The sequence below is a fragment of the Polaribacter batillariae genome (assembly GCF_017498485.1).
In the GTDB taxonomy this organism is placed as follows: domain Bacteria; phylum Bacteroidota; class Bacteroidia; order Flavobacteriales; family Flavobacteriaceae; genus Polaribacter; species Polaribacter batillariae.
The window spans coordinates 2,661,716-2,678,641 of the sequence record NZ_CP071795.1 but is presented as its reverse complement, the minus strand read 5'-3'; the positions used below and the strand labels follow the sequence as shown (position 1 = coordinate 2,678,641).

Sequence of the window (16,926 nt, the reverse complement as noted above, 5' to 3'; positions counted from 1 at the left end):
AGGCAAAAATATCATCTAGCTACAATTAAAATATAATTTTAAATCTCGTACTCACGAGGTTTTTTAAATTCTAACTATGAAAAAACTAATCACATTTACAATCTTTTTCACATCAATAATCTCATTTTCACAAGAAATTACGGGAGAACAATTATTAGAAAAAGCCATTGAATTTCACGATCCAAATGGAAATTGGGAAACCTTTAAAGGCGAATTTTTTGTAACTATGGAAATGCCTAAAAATTCTCCACGAAAAAGTAGAATCCGAATTAATTTACCAGAACAATATTTTTTAGTGAAAGCTGTAAAAGACACCATTGTTACAGAATATGCAATTCATAAAGGCGATTGCAGTATGGCCATTAACGGCAATACAAATCCGTCTGAAGAATTAAAAAAGAAATACAGTTTAAGTTGCAAACGTGCAAAATTGTATAAAAATTATTACACCTATTTATATGGTTTGCCAATGAAGTTGAAAGATAAAGGCACCATTATCCATAAAAAAGTAGAAAGAAAAATGTTTAAAGGAAAAGAGTATTTAGTCTTAAAAGCAACTTATAACAAAGAAGTAGGTAAAGATACTTGGTACTTTTATTTTAATCCAAAAACGTATGCGATGGAAGTATATCAGTTTTTTAAAGAAGCAAAAGATAGTGGAGAATATATTTTATTATCTGGTTTAGAAACCATTAACGGTATAAAAATGCCTAAAAACAGAGCTTGGTTTTATAATAAAGATAATGGTTATTTAGGAACGGATATATTATCAGCAAAAAATAATTAACAATCTAATGTCATTTCGAACGAAATGCAATGAAGTTGAGAAATCTCTAATAATATGAAAGATTTCTCCATAAAGTCGAAATGACAAAAATAAACAATGCCAACAAAATATAAAATACTTAAAAAGGTGTTAATTTGGAGATATAAATATATTTCTGAGCGACAATTTGTATATATTTTAAGCATTTTAGTAGGGTTTTTAGCAGGTTTAGGAACTTTTATTTTAAAAGATTTTACTTTTTTAATTGAAGAATTATTAGAAGGAAAATTTATTAAAGATTACCATTACTCACTCTATTTTATTTTTCCAATTATTGGTTTGTTCTTGGTGTATTCGATTAAGAAATTTGTTATTAAAAAAGAAATCGGGCATGGAATTTCTACCACCTTGCATTCCATTTCTAAAAGAAACGGAATTATTGAGCGTTACAAAATATTTGCTTCTTTAATTACTGCTCCATTAACTGTTGGTTTTGGAGGTTCTGCAGGTTTGCAAGGCCCAGCAGTAAGTACAGGAGCCGCTTTGGGTTCTAATGTAGCGCAATTGTTTCATATGAATGCAAAAACCCGAATGTTGTTAGTTGGTTGCGCAACTGCAGGTGCCATGTCTTCGATGTTTCAAGCCCCCATTGCAGCGATTATTTTTGCGGTAGAAATCTTTAGTTTAGACCTGGCTTTTGCTTCTTTAGTTCCGTTATTATTAGCATCGGTTTCTGCTGTAATTTCGTCTTATTTTTTTGTAGGAACAGACGTTTTATTTGGTTTTAAATTGCAAGATGTTTTTCAAGTTAAAGACATTCCTTTTTATATCATTTTAGCTTTTTTTACAGGAATTGCCTCTGTATATTTCTCTAAAATGTATTTTGCCATTACCCATTTTTTTGGGCGTTTCGAAAGTTCGTTTAAAAAACTAATTATTGGTGGAATTACTATTGGAATTATGCTGTATTTAATTCCGCCTTTGTATGGAGAAGGTTATGGACTAATTAACAATTTATTAAACGGAGATACTGCAAAAGCGCTCAAAGATATTCCTTATAATATCGATTTACAAAACGCATATATGGTGGTTTTTATGTTGTTAATTATCGCTATTTTTAAAGCAATTGCCATGACAACTACGTTTGCTGCTGGTGGAGTTGGAGGTATTTTTATTCCAACCATTTTTATGGGCTCTGCCTTAGGAAATGCAATTGCCAAAATTATAAATCAGTTGGGGTTTTCGGTTTCCGAATCGAATTTTACCTTAATTGGTATCACAGGTTTAATGGCAGGAGTTTTACATGCACCACTAACTGCAATTTTCTTAATTGCCGAAATTACTGGAGGTTACGAACTTTTTGTTCCTTTAATGTTAGTAGCTGCCATTAGTTTTGCCTTTACAAAATACTTTATTTCAAACTCCATTTACACAGTAGAATTGGCAAAAAGAGGCGAATTAATAACACACAATAAAGACAAAAATGTGTTAATGATGATGCGAATTGACAAGTTAATCGAAACCAATTTTAAACCCATTACTCCAGAAATGACCTTTGGAGAAATGCTAAAAAAGTCAGTCGCAAAATCAAAAAGAAATATTTTTCCTGTTTTAGATCAAGAAAAACGCTTTTTAGGTATTGTTTTGTTAGATGATATTCGACCAATGATGTTCGACCAAACCCAGTATAAAGTTGCTACTGTTGCCGATTTTATGAAATCGGCCCCAGAAATTATTTTTTATAATGATACTGTGGAAAAAGTAATGCAAAAATTTAAAGACAGTAATGCATGGAATTTGCCAGTGGTTAAAAATGAAAAGTATGTTGGTTTTATCTCTAAATCGAAATTATTAACTGCCTACAGAAATAAACTAATTGAAGTAACTTCTTAGTTATTTAAATTCACAAAGTTTACTACCAAATCTGGAAAATCTGTAAAAGCGCCATCGACATTGGCATTTATTAATAAGGTTTGCATCATTTCTTTAAACGTAGAAAACTCGTCTAATTGATCTGCCCTAAACGTATATGGATGCACTTTTAAACCTAATTGATGTGCATTTTTCACAAGTGACGTTGTTACCCATTTTCCATTTACTTTTTTGTCTAAAATTTGTTTGTACCAAGGCCCAATACCGTCTGCGTACGTTGCAAAATGCTTTAATTGTTTTGTTTCTTCTGGGAATTCCATTAACTGCACTAAAAATAAGTTAGACTTTAATTCTTTGCGAATTCTCTCTAATTCTTTGGCATCGAAACATTGTAAAATACAATGGTCTTTTTTGGTTTTGTAACCATAATCTGCCAGTATTTTTAATACGATTTCAGTTAAATTTTTACCTTCTTTTTTATGAAATTCGGGCTCTTTAATTTCAGGATAAATTCCAATATTTTTCCCAGTAGCTTTGTTTAAACCTTGTATCATTTCTATTTCTTGTTGAAAAGAATGCAGTTTAAAATTTCCTTTTCCTTTTGGAAATCTGTTTTTATAAAATTGTTCGCCAGTTTTAGGATTAAAACGTTCGGAAACTGTTAAAGTTTGTAATTCTTCAAACGTAAAATCAATTACATAATAGCGGTTGTCTTCTCTTTTTCTATCAGGAAATTTTTCGGCAACATTGGTAACATCATCTAAATAAATATCGTGAATTACCATAGGAACATCATCTTTACTCAACACCAAATCTTGTTCGATAAAATCTGGATTCATAGCATAGGCCATGGCTTTTGCTTCCATAGTATGTTCGGGTAAATAGCCAGAAGCACCTCTGTGAGCGATTACTATTTTTTTGTTCATTACAGATTGTTTTTTAGTTTCTTTACAAGAAATGAATAGCAAACCTATTAAAAATAATAAAATTGATTTCATTTATAAGATTTTTTATTTCCCCGAGCGCAGTCGAGAGGTTTATAATTTTGAAAATAATTAGGTTTTGACTTTAGTTTTTTTTTGAACATAAATGAAAGGCTCAACCAGATATAATTACTAATTATCAAAAAATAAAGATAGACTTTTTGTAGTTTTGCAGTATGAAAATTCTATTAAAAATACTTTTTATCGTTTTTTTAGTTTGGGTATCTATTGGTGCTTATTTAATAAACACAGAACATGAAAAAGCTAAAATTGTAATGGGTTTATGCGTTTTGTATTTGTCGTTTATATGTATGCCCATTTTTATTTACCATAGATACAAAGATGGTAAATACAAAAAATATGTTATAAATGATGATAAATTAAGAAACGCTTTTAAGCAACAAGGAAAAGGTTAAACCGAATTCTCATGCTAGCTAATTTCTCTAAGTAAACTTGCCATTCTTATAAAAATAGGCATCGTACGAACTCTATTATCCTCTTTTAAAAGCCCATAAATTCTTCATTCAAAAAAAATGTTTTTTATCAGTTTTACTTTTAATCTTCCTTTTTTAAAAAAGCATACACAGGAAAATGATCCGAAAAACCACCTTGATACCAAGGACCAATATAGGTTCTAAACGGACTTCCTTTTAATTTTCCTTTAAATACTTTTAGCCATTTTTTATTAAAAACTTCGGCATGTTTAAAATACAATTTACCTTTTTTCTTTTCTAAAAAGTTTTTAGAGAAAAGTATTTGGTCGAATAAGTTCCACTTTTTATTATAAGTGGTGCTTCCTGTTTTTTTAGGATTTAATAAATTTTTCATCGGATTTAAAAAATCGTTAGAAGCCAAAGTTTGTAAGCTAATACTGGTTGGGTCGTCGTTAAAATCGCCCATAATTATAATTTTAGCGTCAAAACTTTGTTCTCTAATGCTAGCAATAATGCTTCTATTAAGTTCGGCTGCTTTTATTCTTTTATATTCGGTAATTTCTGCACCATCTCTTCTAGAAGGCCAATGATTTACTAAAATATAAACCAATTCGCCATGCAAATTTCCAGTAACTTTTAAAACATCTCTTGTGTAATCTCTAACACCAGGTTCGTTTTCTATTTCTAAAACAAAGGTTTCGGAACCCAAAAGCTCAAAAGCATGTTTGTTGTATAAAAGCGCAACATCGATACCACGTTCGTCTGGAGATTCGTGATGTACAAAACCATAATGATGTTTTTCTAAGTTGGTAGAATTTACCAAATCATTTACCACTTTTGCATTTTCTACCTCTACCAAACCAACAATTGCTGGGGGAAATTTAGAGCGATTTAGCCCTAATTGAGAAATTACAGAGCCTAATTTTTTTATTTTTATTCTGTAGCGTTTATTGGTCCATTTGTATTTTCCATTTGTTGTGTAATCGTCGTCTAAAGTATTGGGGTTATCTATCGTATCGAACAAATTTTCGACATTATAAAATGCGATGGTAGTAATTTTTTTGCTTTGTTTTTTAGATAAAATAGATAGAAACATATAAAAGGTTTGCTCGTAAAAGTAACAAAAATATCGATGGAATTAGCGATAATTTAACACAGTGTTTTGTCGATTTTAAAATCAATTGAATGTTTTGTTCGTGTTTTTTTATGAAATTTTTACTAATAACAAAAAGTCGATATCTTTTACAAGTTAATGGTACACTTTTATCAATTTAAGATAAATGTAAAGTTTTTAAAAATATGCTTTAAGATAACCAAAACTATATTTTTTAATAACATTAAAAATCGTTTTTAAAATTAGTTTGGCTGTAAATTTACATCGCTAGCTAGCACTAAATAAAAATTTTAAAAAACAAAAAGAAACTAAAATTAAAAAAAATGAAAAAGCTAACAATTGTATTTTTAGTAATGGTTATGACTACTTTATCTGCATTTTCTAACAATGATAATAATGATAATAATGATAAAAAAGCAAAAAAAGAAAATGTTGAATTAAGAACAAAAGTGGTAACGCTTTTGGGTAAATATCAAAACACTTTAAACGAGCCTGTAGAAGCTTCTATTAAATTTATTGTAAACTCAAAAGGAGAAATTGTGGTACTTTCTGTAGAGACAGAACAAGAAAGTATTGTAAATTTTGTAAAATCGAAATTAAATTACCAAAAGGTTTCTTTAAAAAATTTGTATAAAATGAAAACTTTTATTTTGCCTGTAAAATTCGTTTCGAAATAAATAATTTATTAACATTAACAACAAGATTTCTTAATAAGAAATCTTGTTTTAAATATACTGTAAGGTATTAATTTTGTCTCGAAGTAAAAATTTAAAAATTTTTAAGACTGTATTTTAAATTTGAATTAATTATTAAAACCTTGGCTTTTGCTAAGGTTTTTTTATGCTGTTTACAATCTAAAACTTTGTATTTTTGTACTCATATGATAGACGCAAAAGAAGCCATTTCCGAAAAAGCCGTATTAATTGGTGTAATTACGCAACTTCAAGACGAAGAAAAATCGGAAGAATATTTAGACGAATTACAATTTTTAACAGAAACCGCAGGCGGAGTTCCTGTAAAACGTTTTGTACAAAAAATGGAAAAACCAAATCCTAAAACTTTCTTAGGAACAGGTAAATTAGATGAAGTAAAAGCATATATAGATGCCCATAATATTGGAACAGCCATTTTCGATGACGAACTATCGCCAGCGCAATTAAGAAATATCGAAAAAATTCTAGATTGTAAAATTTTAGACAGAACCAATTTAATCTTAGATATTTTCGCACAAAGAGCACAAACAAGTTCCGCGAAAACTCAGGTAGAATTGGCGCAACATCAATATTTATTACCACGTTTAACCAGACTTTGGACGCACCTAGATAAACAAAAAGGAGGAATTGGAATGCGTGGTCCTGGAGAAACAGAAATAGAAACCGATAGACGTATTATTAACGATAGAATTGCACTCTTAAAAAAGAAATTAAAAACGATTGATAAGCAAATGGCTGTGCAACGTAAAAACCGTGGAAAAATGGTACGTGTTGCATTGGTTGGCTACACAAACGTTGGAAAATCTACCTTAATGAACGTAATTAGTAAAAGCGATGTTTTTGCAGAAAACAAACTGTTTGCAACCTTAGACACCACCGTTCGTAAAGTAGTTATTAAAAACATCCCTTTTTTAATGACAGACACAGTAGGTTTTATTCGAAAACTACCCACACAATTGGTAGAATCTTTTAAATCTACCTTAGATGAAGTTCGCGAAGCAGATTTATTATTGCATGTCGTAGATATTTCTCATCCTAATTTTGAAGATCATATTGCTTCTGTAAATACCATTTTAAACGATATTAAATGTGGAGACAAACCCACTTTAATGGTTTTTAATAAGATTGATGCTTATGAACACGAAACCATCGAAAACGACGATTTGGTTACAGAAAAAACCAAAGAACACTACACTTTACAAGATTGGAAAAAAACATGGATGAACGATAAAGAAGTGGAATCTATTTTTATTTCTGCCTTAAACAAAGAAAATTTAGAAGATTTTAAAGAAAAAACGTACCAAGAAGTAAAGAAAATTCACATTCAGCGTTTTCCTTATAACGATTTTTTGTATTACGAATATAAAGAGGAAGAGTAGAGATTGTTAAAATATAGTAGGAGTTGTGCTTCATTATAAAAGTGAAAAAATATTAATACTAAAGGAAATGGTTTTGTTTTTTAAGATGAAAAAATATAGGTTTGAATGAATCACAACAATAATAAAAAGAAGGTAAAAGAAAACAATACTTAAAACTACCACTCATAATTTTTATGCGCATCTAGCCTAATAAAGATAAATAACAGAATTGTAAAGCCCCAAAGAGAAGAACCTCCGTAACTAAAAAATGGTAGTGGAATGCCTATTGTTGGTAAGAGCCCAATAACCATTCCTATGTTAACAACTACATGAAAAAAAAGTATAGACGCCAATCCATAGCCGTAAATTCTTCCGAATTTGTTATTGTGTGTTTCTGCTAAATAGATTATTCGATACAACATTAACATAAAGAGAAGAATTACTGTTGTGGTTCCTAAAAAGCCCCATTCTTCTCCAATAACACTAAAAATATAATCTGTGTCTTGTTCTGGCACAAAATCTCCTTTTGTTAAATCTCCTTTTAAAAATCCTTTTCCGCTAAAACCTCCAGAGCTTATGGTTAGTTCCGATTGATAAGAGTTATACCCAATTCCTTTATAATCTGTTTTTTTACCCAACAAAATATCGAATCTATCTTTTTGATGCGAAGGCAAAACATTTTTATACCCATAATCTGTTCCAGAAATAAACACCCCTAATATAAGATATACTGCTAATAATTTATACCAGTTGAAACGAAAAAAACGTTTTCCTTCTCTGTAAAATAAATAAAATGCAATGATGGTAATTAATGCAAACGACCCTATTAACATCGATTTGGCTCCGAAGAAAATTGTTAAAAGAAATAATACGATAAATGCGGCACCAAGTAATATATAATTTAATGTTAACCCTTCTCTATTTAAAACAAAAAAGAACGACAAATAAATAAGTGCAGAACCAGCATCTGGTTGTAAAAAAATTAAAATAGCTGGAAAAAATACGATTATAAAGGCTTTTATTTGGTTTTTAATTAACTTAAAATTGTATTGGCGATCACTTAATAATTTTGCAACTGCCAATGCTGTAAATGCCTTTACAAATTCTGATGGTTGCAAACCAATTACCCCAAAGTTATACCAAGAAGTTGCTCCGTTAATTTTTTTTCCAAAAAGAAATAAACCTACAAGCGATAGTAATGATATTATATAGAGTATGCTTGCAAATTTTTCGTAAAACTTAGAATTAAAAAAAAGAACTATAATTATTAACGGAATTGTTAAACAAATAAAAATAAGTTGTTTGCTATATCTTGTAGAAAAACTTAACAATTCTACAGCTTTTTCTGTATTTGAAGCTGCGTAGATATTTAACCAGCCAAAACCCACCAAAATTATGTACAGGAAAATTAAAATCCAATCGATACCTGCAAAAATATTATTTCGTTCCTGACGCAATTTCTTCTAATGGTTTTTCAATTTGTTTATTATAAATATCTTGCAAACTTAAATTTAGCATATTTTTTTCTCTGTATTTATTTGCTTTCGATATTTTTCCATTTATATATTTTTCAATTAATAAACTTGTAATTGGAGCTGCAATTGTAGAGCCATATCCTCCATTTTCAACAAAAATAGCCAATGCTATTTTAGGGTTATCTTTAGGTGCAAATGCGACTAAAATAGAGTGATCTTCTAATTGAATTCTTTTACCATTAACAATTGCATGATTTTCTGAAGTTCCTGTTTTACCACAAATTTCTATTCCTTCTACTTGGCTCCATCTTCCTGTTCCTGTTTTAAAAACCTCGTGCATTGCCTCTATAACAGGCTTAAAATGTTCTTTATTTATGGTTGTTATTTTTTTCTTTGTAAAATCTGGGTTATCAATAGAAATATTATCTACTTTTTTTAATATGTGTGGTGTGTAAAAAAAACCTCGATTTGCAATTGCTGCTGTAAAATTTGCCAATTGAATTGGTGTGGTTAAAACTTCTCCTTGCCCAATTGCATTAGAAATTGTAGAAGAACCATTCCATCTATAATTTAATCTTGCATCATAATAATTACCATCTGGAATTAAACCAGGGCTTCCTGCAGGTAAATCGTATCCTAAATAGTTTCCTAAACCAAAACTTTCTACGTGTTTGTTCCAGTTATTTAAACCTTCTGTTGGTTTATTATTTTTTTCTACAATTCTTTTGTATGTATTTGAAAAATAACTGTTGCAAGATTTTGCAATCGCTGTTTTTAAGTGAACAGCTCTTCCATAAATACCACAATGGCAACCCATAAACTCTCCTTTTCTTCCACCATATCTATAGCCACCATTACAATAAAATGGTGTTTCTTCTGTAATTACATTTTCTTGTAAACCTATGAGTGCATTCATCATTTTAAAAGGAGATCCTGGAGGATAAGCCCCCATTAACCCTCTATCGTAAGTTGGCCTTTCTGGGTTCTCTGGATCCATTAAAATAGACGAATTTTTAGAACGTTTTCTACCCACCAACATATTAGGATCGTAAGAAGGTGCAGTTACCAAAGCTAAAATTTCTCCTGTAGAAGGTTCTATTGCTACAATACCTCCTCTTTTGCCTTTCATTAACTCTTGTGCATAGGCTTGTAATTCGATATCTAAAGTAAGTGTTAAGTCTTTTCCGTTTTCGGGAAGTGTATCGTATTCTCCGTTTTTGTAGGAGCCTGTAACTTTATTAAATCGATTTCTATGGTAATATTTCTTTCCTTTTTTTCCTCTTAATAAATCTTCGTATTGTTTTTCTATACCGTCTTTTCCAATCAATTCTCCTTGCTGGTAATAATCGCTTTTTCTAGCCAAATTCTCGTTTACTTCTCCAATATAGCCTAATACATTGGCTGCGACTTTTACGGGGTAGTTTCTAATAATTCTTTTTTGGATAAAAAATCCTTTGTATTTATGTAATTTTTCTTGTAAAAAAGCAAAATCTTCTTTTGCCAGTTGTTTTAGAAATACAGAAGGCAAATAAGGCGCATAGTTTTCTGCCTTTTTAAAACGTTTTAAAAAATCTTCTTTGGTAATTTTTATGAGTTTGCAAAACTCAACAGTATCTAAGGGTTTTACTTGATTTGGCTGAACCATTACATCATAAGAAAGCTGGTTTGCTACTAACAAAACACCATTTCTATCGTACACATATCCTCTTTCTGGATAATCATATTCAATTTTTACAGCTGCGTTGTGTATTGGATCGTAACTTTCTCCTCTAATTATTTGAAGCTGAAACAAACGCCCTATAAAAACGAAACCTACTAACGTGATTAAAAAATATATTAAAAAGCTTTTTTGCATTATTGTTTTTTAGAGAAAATATAGTTTCCTAAGAAATATAATACTAACGTAAAAACACCTGAAAATAGTGTATTTAATATTATATGAGATATATTATTAAAACTAAAGTTAGCAAAAGAAAACAGTATAAAGTGATGTATAAATGTTAAAGTTACTACAAAGTTAAAAACTTTACCAAAAGACTCGGATTGTATATTAAAAAATGGATAATCTGCAGGATATTTTCTAAAATAAATTCTTACAAAAAACAACCTTACATAAGCAATTGTTAAGATAGAAAAAGCGTGAATTCCGCCAGAATCCGAGAAAAAATCGACCCCCAAACCCAGCGTAAAGCTTGCAAATAAAAACGGAAAACGGTTTACTTTTAATGGGTATAAAAAAACAAAAGCGATGTACAAATACGGATTTACATATCCTAAAAATAAAATATTATTTAGCACAAAAACTTGCAAAAAAAGCAAGAATACAAATAGCAATGCAAAATATATTGTTTTATTCAATGTCTTGGCTTTCTAAAAATTTAATTTCTTCTTTATCTAAATTTTTTATGACATATACAGGTCCAATATTACTCATGTCGTTAAATAATTTAACATCAATAATATTATCTACGGAGTTATTTTTATCTACATTTATAACAGTTCCTATTAAAATTCCTGCCGGAAAAATGGTCGATCTTCCTCCAGTTTCTATAGTATCTCCAACTTTTACGGGAGCTTGTCTTGGTACATCTGTTAGTTGAACAACATTATAATCTTTACCATCCCACTTTAAACTTCCAAAGAAATATTGATTTCTTAGTTTCGCATTAATGTTGCTATTTTTATTTAAAATAGATTGTACTCTTGTGTATTTTGATGAAGAAAAATCTGTTATTCCAACAATACCTCTACCATTTACAACGGCCATTTCTTTATCTAAACCTTCATTTTTACCTTTGTTAATTGTTAGATAATTAAAAGCTTTCGAGTAATTATTATTAATTATTTTGGCATTGGTAAATGTATATTTCTGGTTGTATTTTATAGAATCTACCACTGTAGAGTCGATATTAAAAACAACCGAATTGTTTTTTTCTAATTGATTTCTTAAAAGTGTGTTTTCTTCTAAAAGCTGTTGATTTACAGATTTTAAGTGAATGTATTCTAAAATACTAGAAGCCTGGTTATACATACCGCCAGTAATTGCGTTTGCAGAACTTACATATTTACTTTTATGAAAATTAAGATTATTAAAAGTTAAAGCAACTGCGATTAACTGCAACATTAAAAAGAATAAAAGATACTTAAACTTCTGAAAAAAGTAAATAAGTTGTTGCATAGTTAAAACTGCTCAAAAATTATTTCATTAATACATTTTTGTATTTATCTAATTCTTTTAAAGCAATTCCTGTTCCTCGTACAACCGCTCTTAATGGATCTTCGGCTACGTAAACTGGCAAATCTGTTTTTCTGGACAATCTTTTATCTAAACCTCTTAACATAGAACCACCACCTGCTAAATAAATACCTGTATTGTAAATATCTGCTGCTAATTCTGGAGGTGTTTTAGACAATGTTTCCATTACAGCATCTTCTATTCTTAAAATAGATTTGTCTAATGCTTTTGCAATTTCTCTAAAGGAAACTTGTACTTGTTTGGGTTTACCACTTAGTAAATCTCTACCTTGAACCAACATGTCTTCTGGCGGAGTTTCTAAATCTTCTGTAGCTGCACCAATGGTTATTTTTATTTTTTCTGCAGTGGTTTCTCCAACATGTAAGTTATGTTGGGTACGCATATAATACATAATATCGTTGGTAAATAAATCTCCTGCAACTTTTACAGATTGGTCGCAAACAATACCTGCCAAAGCAATTACAGCGATTTCTGTTGTACCACCACCAATATCAATAATCATGTTTCCTTTTGGCTCCATAATATCTATTCCTACCCCAATTGCAGCTGCCATTGGTTCGTAAATTAAATAAATTTCTTTGGCATTCATGTGTTTTGCAGAATCGCGAACTGCTCGTTTTTCTACCTCTGTAATTCCTGAAGGAATGCAAATAACCATTCTTAATGCTGGTGGAAATAATTTCTTTTTAATAGAAGGAATTTGCTTTACAAACTCTTTAATCATCTCTTCAGATGCTTGAAAATCTGCAATAACACCATCTTTTAACGGACGAATTGTTTTGATATTTTCATGGGTTTTTCCTTGCATTAAATTGGCTTCTTTACCAATTGCAATGATTTTTCCGGTAATTCTATTTCTGGCAACAATTGAAGGACTATCGATAACCACTTTTCCATTGTGAATAATCAATGTATTTGCGGTCCCTAAATCAATCGCAATATCTTCCGTCATAAAATCAAAAAAACCCATAAAATATCTTTGTTGTATTATTTTTATTGTATGGTTACAAATCTACTAAAATTCTGATTGTAAATAACCTATAAAATCTTAATGTTTAAAATGTCTTGTTCCTGTCATTACCATAGATAAACCGTTGTTATTACAGTAATCTATACTTAATTGATCTTTTATAGATCCTCCTGGCTGAATTACACTTTTTACGCCAGCTTTGTGTGCAATTTCTACACAATCTGGAAATGGAAAAAATGCATCACTTGCCATTACACAACCTTTTAAATCGAAATTAAAAGAAGTGGCTTTTTCTATAGCTTGGTTTAAAGCATCTACCCTACTTGTTTGCCCTGTTCCTCCAGCCAATAATTGCTTGTTTTTTACTAAAATAATGGTGTTCGATTTTGTATTCTTACACAATTTAGATGCAAACAATAAATCTTCTAACTCGCTTTCTGTTGGTTTATTGTTGGTAACGTATTTTAAATCTTCTAATTTATCTGTAACATGGTCTTTATCTTGCACTAAATTGCCATTTAAACAAGTTCTAATTGTTGTTTTTGGCAATTCAATTTCTTTTTGTACTAAAATAATTCTGTTCTTTTTTCCTTTTAGAATTTTTAAAGCTTCATCTGAATAACTTGGAGCAATAACCACTTCACAAAAAAGTGTGTGAATTTTCTCTGCAGTTGCTGCATCTATTTGTGTATTTGCAATTAAAATTCCGCCGAAAGCAGAAACTGGATCTCCAGCCAAAGCATCTGAATATGCCTCGCTAATGGTTTCTCTTTGTGCAAAACCACACGCATTGTTATGCTTTAAAATGGCAAAAGTGGGTGCTTCTCCTTTAAATTCTTCCATTAAATTTACGGCAGCATCTACATCTAATAAGTTATTGTAACTTAATTCTTTGCCATGTAATTTGTCGAACATTTCTTCTAAATCGCCAAAGAAATATCCTTTTTGGTGCGGGTTTTCTCCATAACGTAAAACTTGTGCATTTGTTTCGCTTATTTTTAATGCAGGTTCTTCGTTATTATTAAAATAATTAAAAATTGCAGTATCGTAATGCGAAGACACATTAAAAGATTTTGCGGCATATTTTTTTCTTTGTTCTATAGAAGTCTCTCCTTTATTTTCTGATAAAATAGACAAGAAATCTTCATATTGATCCATAGAAGAAACAATAAAAGTATCTTTACAATTTTTCGCTGCAGCTCTAATTAATGAAATACCACCAATATCTATTTTCTCTACAATATCTTGTTCAGAAGCGCCTGAAGCAACCGTTTTTTCGAACGGATATAAATCTACAATTACCAAATCTATTTGTGGAATGTTGTACTCTTTTAATTCTGCAATATCACCTTCGTGATCTTGCCTGTTTAAAATTCCTCCAAAAACTTTTGGATGCAACGTTTTAACTCGTCCGCCTAAAATAGAAGGATAAGAAGTAACATCTTCTACAGGAATTACGTTTATACCCAGTTCTTTGATAAATTTTTCTGTTCCTCCGGTTGAATAAATAGTTACATTTAATTCATCTAATTTTCTTACAATTGGCTCTAAACCATCTTTGTGAAATACCGAAATTAATGCGGATTTAATTGTTTTTAAAGTGCTCATTTAGTGTTGTATTGTTAAGCACACAAATGTAGGAAAAGCAACCTCGTAAGACAATAAAAAATAATAACAAAAACCAGAAGTAATTAACAACTAGTTTACCTGAACTTTTGTTTTAAAATTTTCTACTAAGGTTGTGTAATTTCTTGGCGCTTTTTTGGCTTGGTTTCTCTTAGAAAAAAGAAATATCTTGCTAAGAAAACTTTGTTGGTTTTTTTTCATCTTAGGGGCATTGTTAGGGGTAAAAGTTATTCTGCTTTTTCTAAAAAATCATGAAACCATTGGACAAGACTATCCATCCATGACTGTTTTTTTTCAACAAAATTTGGCTGATTGTCGTAACGACCTGCAACAGATGCAGTAAATTGTTCTTTTCTCATTATTTTAGGGATTTAATGATGTTAGAATATTAAAAATTAAATATTGTGTGCAACAAACATAAGCAAAAAAATGTTGAAAGTCAACTTTTTATAAAATTGTAGCCACTTTTTTACAGATATACTCCAATAATTCTTCGTCTTTTTCTGTAAACGTATTTGCTGTATGAGAATCGATATCTATTTGCCCAACGTTTTCTCCTTCAACAAAAATAGGAATTACAATTTCCGACTTTACTTTCCAACCACAAGAAATGTAATTGTCTTGTTCAGATACATCTTGTACCACAAAATTTTTATTGCTAACTGCTACTTGCCCACAAATTCCTTTTCCGAAAGGAATAATGGTGTGTTCTGTTTCTTCTCCTGTATATTGTGCCAATTTTAGTTCTTCTTTGTTTCCATTTTTAAAGTAAAAACCTACCCAATCGTAATACGAAATTTGCTTTTCTAAGGTGTCGCAAATTTCTTGTAATTTACTTTCTAATGATTTTTCTGAAGAAATAATTGTATCTATTTCTTGTTGTATTTTATAAATATCCATTTTGTATCTTCGTATTAAAATAATATTCGCTAAATTAAATTAAAATCCGTTGTGAAAAAACATAAAAATGTTGTCCTTTTTTTAATTAAATTTTTTGCTACGTATTTTGTGTTGTTCGCAATTTATGCAACATACTTACAAAAATCTCAGCAAAAAGAAGGTGCTTTTGAAACGGCGTCTATTACTACAAAAGTAGCAGAACAAACGGTGTATGTTTTAGAGTTTTTTGGATTTCATGCAGATTATATGCAGCACAAAGAAGAACTTTCTGTTAAATTATTAATAGATAATATTTATACTGCCAGAGTAATAGAAGGTTGCAATTCGATAAGTATTATTATTTTATTTATTGCTTTTATTGTTGCTTTTGCAGGCTCTATTAAAGCAACAATTATATTCTCTATTTTAGGAAGTCTTTTTATTTACATTATAAATATTTTTAGAATCGCATTTTTAACAGTTATGGTTTTTAAATACCCAAAGCAACAAGAATTTTTACATAATTTAGTGTTTCCTGCAATTATTTACGGAACTGTATTTTTATTGTGGGTTCTTTGGGTAAATAAGTTTTCAAATTATAAAAAATGAACAAATACATTAAAATAGTTCTACTAGTAATATTGGTGTTTTTACTTTTTGTAATACGCGCTTTTTCTGCGGAATTATTTTACGATCCTTTAATCGAATATTTTAAAAACGATTATTTATACATTAAAATGCCACAAATAAATATTTGGCATTTAATGATAGATATGTTGTTTCGTTATATTTTAAATTCGTTAGTAACCTTGGCAATTATTTGGGTTTTATTTGAAAGAAAAGATTATTTAAAATTTACAGGTTTTTTCTTAATGACAGCTTTTATCGTTTTAATTGTTCCCTTTGTACTTTTATTAAGAGACCAATTCGAAAATGGTTATTTACTTCCTTTTTATATTCGACGCTTTATAATTCATCCTTTATTCTTGTTATTATTGTTGCCAGCATTCTATTTTCAAAAATTAAGCAATCGATAATTTAGGCGTTTTTATTGTAACTTTGTAGCAGAAATGAAACCGTTTTTTTCTAAAATAACATCTACAACTTTAGCACTTTTAGTGTTGCTTTCTACGTTTTCTTTTACCGTAGAAAAACATTACTGTGGTGGCTTTTTAATGGATGTTTCTTTTGTAGGAAATGCAGGAGGTTGTCGCATGGAAATGACTAAAACCGCTGTTTTTAAAATAAAAAACTGCTGCAAAAGCGAAATTCATAAAATTAAAGGTCAAGATGAATTGCAACCGAGTTCAAAATTAAAATTCGACTTTCAAAAACAACCATTATTCGCTACTTTTTTAATTTCTTATAAGAGTTTATTTGTAGATATTAATTCAAAAAAAATAGTTTCTAAAAACTTTTCTCCACCAGATATACCTATCGATTACCAGGTTTTACATCAATCTTTTTTAATTTGATTTTT

General features: G+C 29.8%; 18 protein-coding genes. 8 read left to right on the top strand and 10 right to left on the bottom strand.

The genetic code is table 11. The features are described 5' to 3' along the window. Positions 1-76 precede the first annotated feature (76 nt). Together JL193_RS11865 and JL193_RS11860 are read left to right on the top strand one after the other, a co-directional pair. Positions 77-787, top strand: coding sequence for a DUF6503 family protein (locus JL193_RS11865; protein WP_207971005.1), 711 nt, complete (start codon positions 77-79; stop codon positions 785-787). Between the two features lie 96 nt (positions 788-883). Further along, complete coding sequence (locus JL193_RS11860; RefSeq protein ID WP_207971004.1) at positions 884-2,659, top strand: chloride channel protein; 1,776 nt, start codon at positions 884-886, stop codon at positions 2,657-2,659. Here JL193_RS11860 and glpQ read toward each other — a convergent pair. After that, complete coding sequence (glpQ, locus tag JL193_RS11855; protein ID WP_207971003.1) at positions 2,656-3,636, bottom strand: glycerophosphodiester phosphodiesterase; 981 nt, start codon at positions 3,634-3,636, stop codon at positions 2,656-2,658. The two genes, JL193_RS11860 and glpQ, sit on opposite strands and share 4 nt — an antisense overlap. A gap of 161 nt (positions 3,637-3,797) precedes the next feature. Here glpQ and JL193_RS11850 point away from each other — a divergent pair, with 161 nt between their 5' ends. Continuing rightward, positions 3,798-4,037 (top strand): hypothetical protein, encoded by a 240-nt coding sequence (locus tag JL193_RS11850; protein WP_207971002.1) that lies wholly within the window; start codon positions 3,798-3,800, stop codon positions 4,035-4,037. 139 nt (positions 4,038-4,176) lie between these two features. Here the strand turns inward: JL193_RS11850 and JL193_RS11845 are convergent, their stop codons facing one another. Further along, on the bottom strand, positions 4,177-5,151 hold the full coding sequence (locus tag JL193_RS11845; protein ID WP_207971001.1) for an endonuclease/exonuclease/phosphatase family protein: 975 nt from the start codon (positions 5,149-5,151) through the stop codon (positions 4,177-4,179). Between the two features lie 341 nt (positions 5,152-5,492). Between JL193_RS11845 and JL193_RS11840 the strand changes: the two genes are divergently transcribed. Continuing rightward, positions 5,493-5,846, top strand: coding sequence for a hypothetical protein (locus JL193_RS11840; protein ID WP_207971000.1), 354 nt, complete (start codon positions 5,493-5,495; stop codon positions 5,844-5,846). A 203-nt stretch (positions 5,847-6,049) separates the two neighbouring features. Next, complete coding sequence (gene hflX, locus JL193_RS11835; RefSeq protein ID WP_207970999.1) at positions 6,050-7,261, top strand: GTPase HflX; 1,212 nt, start codon at positions 6,050-6,052, stop codon at positions 7,259-7,261. A gap of 155 nt (positions 7,262-7,416) precedes the next feature. Here the strand turns inward: hflX and rodA are convergent, their stop codons facing one another. From rodA to JL193_RS11800, 8 genes are all read right to left on the bottom strand, one after another. After that, a complete protein-coding gene (rodA, locus tag JL193_RS11830) occupies positions 7,417-8,697 on the bottom strand; it encodes a rod shape-determining protein RodA (RefSeq protein WP_207970998.1) in 1,281 nt (426 codons plus the stop codon). Further along, positions 8,678-10,570: a penicillin-binding protein 2 gene (gene mrdA / locus JL193_RS11825; protein ID WP_207970997.1), complete on the bottom strand. Its 1,893-nt coding sequence runs from the start codon at positions 10,568-10,570 to the stop codon at positions 8,678-8,680. The genes rodA and mrdA overlap by 20 nt, the downstream gene beginning before the upstream one ends. Further along, positions 10,570-11,073, bottom strand: coding sequence for a hypothetical protein (locus tag JL193_RS11820; RefSeq protein ID WP_207970996.1), 504 nt, complete (start codon positions 11,071-11,073; stop codon positions 10,570-10,572). The genes mrdA and JL193_RS11820 overlap by 1 nt, the downstream gene beginning before the upstream one ends. Beyond that, positions 11,066-11,893: a rod shape-determining protein MreC gene (gene mreC, locus JL193_RS11815; RefSeq protein WP_207970995.1), complete on the bottom strand. Its 828-nt coding sequence runs from the start codon at positions 11,891-11,893 to the stop codon at positions 11,066-11,068. The genes JL193_RS11820 and mreC overlap by 8 nt, the downstream gene beginning before the upstream one ends. 19 nt (positions 11,894-11,912) lie before the next feature. Further along, positions 11,913-12,941: a rod shape-determining protein gene (locus JL193_RS11810; RefSeq protein WP_088354874.1), complete on the bottom strand. Its 1,029-nt coding sequence runs from the start codon at positions 12,939-12,941 to the stop codon at positions 11,913-11,915. Between the two features lie 78 nt (positions 12,942-13,019). After that, positions 13,020-14,549, bottom strand: a complete 1,530-nt coding sequence (purH, locus tag JL193_RS11805; RefSeq protein WP_207970994.1) for a bifunctional phosphoribosylaminoimidazolecarboxamide formyltransferase/IMP cyclohydrolase — start codon at positions 14,547-14,549, stop codon at positions 13,020-13,022. Positions 14,550-14,794: 245 nt separating this feature from the next. Continuing rightward, the gene (locus tag JL193_RS17395; protein ID WP_302849912.1) at positions 14,795-14,926 is read right to left on the bottom strand and encodes a hypothetical protein; all 132 of its coding nucleotides are present in this window, start codon (positions 14,924-14,926) and stop codon (positions 14,795-14,797) included. An 88-nt stretch (positions 14,927-15,014) separates the two neighbouring features. Next, positions 15,015-15,467, bottom strand: a complete 453-nt coding sequence (locus JL193_RS11800) for a GAF domain-containing protein (RefSeq protein WP_207970993.1) — start codon at positions 15,465-15,467, stop codon at positions 15,015-15,017. Positions 15,468-15,518: 51 nt separating this feature from the next. Between JL193_RS11800 and xrtF the strand changes: the two genes are divergently transcribed. From xrtF to JL193_RS11785, 3 genes are read left to right on the top strand one after another with little or no spacing between them, the layout of a single operon-like run. Next, positions 15,519-16,055 carry an exosortase family protein XrtF gene (xrtF, locus tag JL193_RS11795; protein WP_207970992.1) on the top strand — a complete coding sequence of 179 codons (537 nt, stop codon included), beginning with the start codon at positions 15,519-15,521 and terminating at the stop codon, positions 16,053-16,055. Next, on the top strand, positions 16,052-16,483 hold the full coding sequence (locus JL193_RS11790; protein WP_207970991.1) for an exosortase F system-associated membrane protein: 432 nt from the start codon (positions 16,052-16,054) through the stop codon (positions 16,481-16,483). Before xrtF ends, JL193_RS11790 begins: the two co-directional genes overlap by 4 nt. A 33-nt stretch (positions 16,484-16,516) precedes the next feature. Continuing rightward, complete coding sequence (locus JL193_RS11785; RefSeq protein ID WP_207970990.1) at positions 16,517-16,921, top strand: HYC_CC_PP family protein; 405 nt, start codon at positions 16,517-16,519, stop codon at positions 16,919-16,921. Positions 16,922-16,926 lie beyond the last annotated feature (5 nt).